The organism is Pseudomonas fluorescens (assembly GCF_902497745.1).
Lineage (GTDB): Bacteria > Pseudomonadota > Gammaproteobacteria > Pseudomonadales > Pseudomonadaceae > Aquipseudomonas > Aquipseudomonas fluorescens_BM.
Genome location: NZ_CABVHJ010000024.1, coordinates 1 through 3,006, shown reverse-complemented (window position 1 = coordinate 3,006; position 3,006 = coordinate 1). Strand labels below are relative to the sequence as shown.

Below are 3,006 nucleotides of genomic sequence, written 5' to 3'. Positions count from 1 at the left end.
TCCGCCACGGGAATCAACAACAACTCGCCACTGACCTGCTCCACCAAGAGGTGGTCACCGGGCTGAAAGCGCGCGGCCAGTTCGGGGCTGACCACGGTGACGCGGTTACCAGCGAAAGGGATCGGCGTGCCAGCGACTAGACGTTCGAGCGCAAGAGACATGAAGCGGATTCACCATGCAGGGAGCGGCCGGAAAATGTATAGGAACACAATCCTCCAAAGCAACCGCTAACCCTGTGGGAGCGAGCTTGCTCGCGAAAGCGGTGGATCTGATACATCAATGATGGCTGACCTGACGCCTTCGCGAGCAAGCTCGTTCCCACAGGGTTTTGTGGTGTTTGTGTGATCGGTTCAGAACACCGACCAGCCAATCCGCGCGCTAAGCATCTCCAGCGCCGCCATCCCCGCCAGCGAGTTCCCCGCCGCATTCAACTCCGGCGACCACACGCACACCGTGAACTGCCCCGGCACCACCGCAACAATCCCGCCGCCGACGCCGCTCTTGCCCGGCAAGCCGACGCGATAGGCGAAGTTGCCCGCTTCGTCATACAGCCCGCTGGTGGCCATGATCGAGTTGACTTGCTGGGTTTGCCGGCGCGTCAGGATCTGTTCGCCGCTGTGTTTGCAAAAACCGTCGTTGGCCAGAAAGCAGAACGCCCGGGCCAGATCAATGCAGTTCATGCGCAACGCACAATGGCTGAAATAGCTGCGCAGCACCGCTTCGACATCGTTGTGAAAATTGCCGAACGACTGCATCAGATACGCCATCGCCGCATTGCGCGCACGGTGTTGATATTCGGAGTCGGCGACTTTGCCGTCGATCATGATCTGTGGATTGCCGGACAGGCGCCGGACGAAATCGCGCATCGACAGGGTTGGCGCGGCGAAGCGTGACTGGTTGATGTCGCAGATCACCAGCGCACCGGCATTGATGAACGGATTGCGTGGCCGACCGCGCTCGAATTCCAGCTGCACCAGCGAGTTGAACGGCTGCCCGGACGGCTCGTGACCGAGGCGTTCCCAGATCGCTTCGCCGGAATGATCGATCGCCTGTACCAGGCTGAACACCTTGGAAATACTCTGCACCGAGAACGGCGTCTCGGCGTCACCGGCGCAATACATCTCGCCATCGTTGCCGTACACGGCGATGCCCAGCTGATTGGCCGGCACGGTGCCGAGGGCAGGAATGTAGTCAGCCACCTTGCCCTGCCCGATCAGCGGGCGGACAGCGTCAAGAATCTCGTTCAACAGCGCTTGCATGCCGGGTTCCGAAGTCTCGCCCCATGGGATTGCGGGGACACTGGGGCTAGACGCTGCGCCCGCCCGTCGAATCACACCGGCCTGCATCGCACTGAATGTTCTAGGCTCAACCGCACATTCAGAAACCGGAGAGCACCCATGTATCTCGAAGGCTCCTGCCATTGCGGCGAGGTCACGTTCAGCCTCACCAGCGCCCACCCCTACCCTTATCAACGCTGCTACTGCTCGATCTGCCGCAAGACCCAGGGCGGTGGCGGTTATGCGATCAACCTCGGAGGCGATGCGACCAGCCTCAAGGTGCGCGGACGCAAACACATCAGCGTTTACCACGCGAAGATGAAAGACGCTGGCGACCAGCGCGCTCATCGCAGCACCGCCGAGCGGCATTTCTGTTCACTGTGCGGCAGCGGTTTGTGGCTGTTCAGCCCGGAGTGGCCGGAGCTGATCCACCCGTTCGCCTCGGCCATCGACACACCGTTGCCGGTGCCGCCAGAGCACACGCATTTGATGCTCGGTTCGAAAGCACCCTGGGTCGAAGTCGAGGCCAAAGCGAAAGACCAACAGTTCGACGTCTATCCCGAAGAATCCATTGCCCAATGGCATGAACGCCTCGGCTTGACCCGATAGATCCATGGCAAACACAAATCCCTGTGGGAGCGAGCTTGCTCGCGAAGGCGGCGTTTCAGTCAGTATTTGCGTCGACTGACACAGCGCCTTCGCGAGCAAGCTCGCTCCCACATTGCCAACTCCATTGGGCATTAAATCTTTGAGCTGTTCAGTTCCCTTTTCCCGCACTCGTTCGGTTAACCCCTCAGAAGCACTTCAACTACCGATCGATTCGATGCAAAGGGATCTCCATGTCGCACGTCCGTTTCCGTTTTGCCCTGTGCCCGTTGGCACTGGCCCTGCTGAGCATTTCTGCCAACGCCGCTGAAAAAACCGAGCAGACCTTGCAACTCGGCGCCACCAATATTTCCGCCCAGGGCCTCGGCGCTACCACCGAAGACACCCGTTCCTACACTACCGGCGCCATGTCCTCGGCCACCGGCCTGCCGCTGTCGATCCGCGAAACACCGCAGTCGGTGACGGTGATTACCCGTCAGCAAATGGACGATCGCGGCGTGCAAAGTGTCGGCGATGCCTTGCGCAATACCCCCGGCATATCCATGCAGAAGTACGACAGCGACCGTACTGAATTTTCCGCCCGCGGCCTGGCGATCACCAACTTCCAGTACGACGGCGTCAACATCCCCTACGACGGCGTGTACGGCGAGAACCCAAACAATGGCGACGACGCCGCGAGCATCGATCGCATCGAAATCATCAAAGGCGCGACCGGCCTGATGACCGGTTCCGGCGATCCGTCGGCCACGGTCAACCTGATCCGCAAGAAGCCGACCAAAGAGTTCAAAGCCTCGATCAGCGGCACCGTTGGTTCGTGGGATGCCTACCGCACCGTCGGTGATATTTCCGGTCCGCTGACTGAATCGGGCAACGTGCGCGGACGTTTCGTCGGTGCCTATTCCGATCAGAACTCTTACCTGGATCACTACAGCCAGCGCAAAGACCTGTTCTACGGCATCCTCGAAGCCGACATGAGCGACGACACCTTGCTGACCTTCGGCGTCGATAAATCCAGCACCACACCACGGGGTTCGTCGTGGACTGGCAACCCGGTGTATTTCACCGATGGCGGGCGTACTGATTTCGGGCGCCACTTCAATTCCGCGGCCGACTGGAGTCGCCG

3 protein-coding genes and 1 pseudogene are annotated in these 3,006 nt (G+C 60.3%); 2 read left to right on the top strand and 2 right to left on the bottom strand.

Going from position 1 to position 3,006, the window contains the following annotated elements; translation table 11 throughout:
* Together F8N44_RS31905 and glsB are read right to left on the bottom strand one after the other, a co-directional pair.
* Positions 1 to 161 (bottom strand): annotated as a pseudogene (locus F8N44_RS31905) (glutamate-5-semialdehyde dehydrogenase); the annotation flags it as partial.
* Between the two features lie 189 nt (positions 162 to 350).
* Positions 351 to 1,259, bottom strand: coding sequence for a glutaminase B (gene glsB / locus F8N44_RS27085; protein ID WP_007911001.1), 909 nt, complete (start codon positions 1,257 to 1,259; stop codon positions 351 to 353).
* 138 nt (positions 1,260 to 1,397) lie between these two features.
* On the opposite strand from glsB, the gene F8N44_RS27080 reads away from it, so the two are divergent.
* Together F8N44_RS27080 and F8N44_RS27070 are read left to right on the top strand one after the other, a co-directional pair.
* Complete coding sequence (locus F8N44_RS27080) at positions 1,398 to 1,886, top strand: GFA family protein (protein ID WP_150652466.1); 489 nt, start codon at positions 1,398 to 1,400, stop codon at positions 1,884 to 1,886.
* 230 nt (positions 1,887 to 2,116) lie between these two features.
* Positions 2,117 to 3,006, top strand: an 890-nt coding sequence (locus F8N44_RS27070; RefSeq protein WP_150652465.1) for a TonB-dependent siderophore receptor, incomplete at its 3' end; no start/stop codon positions are given.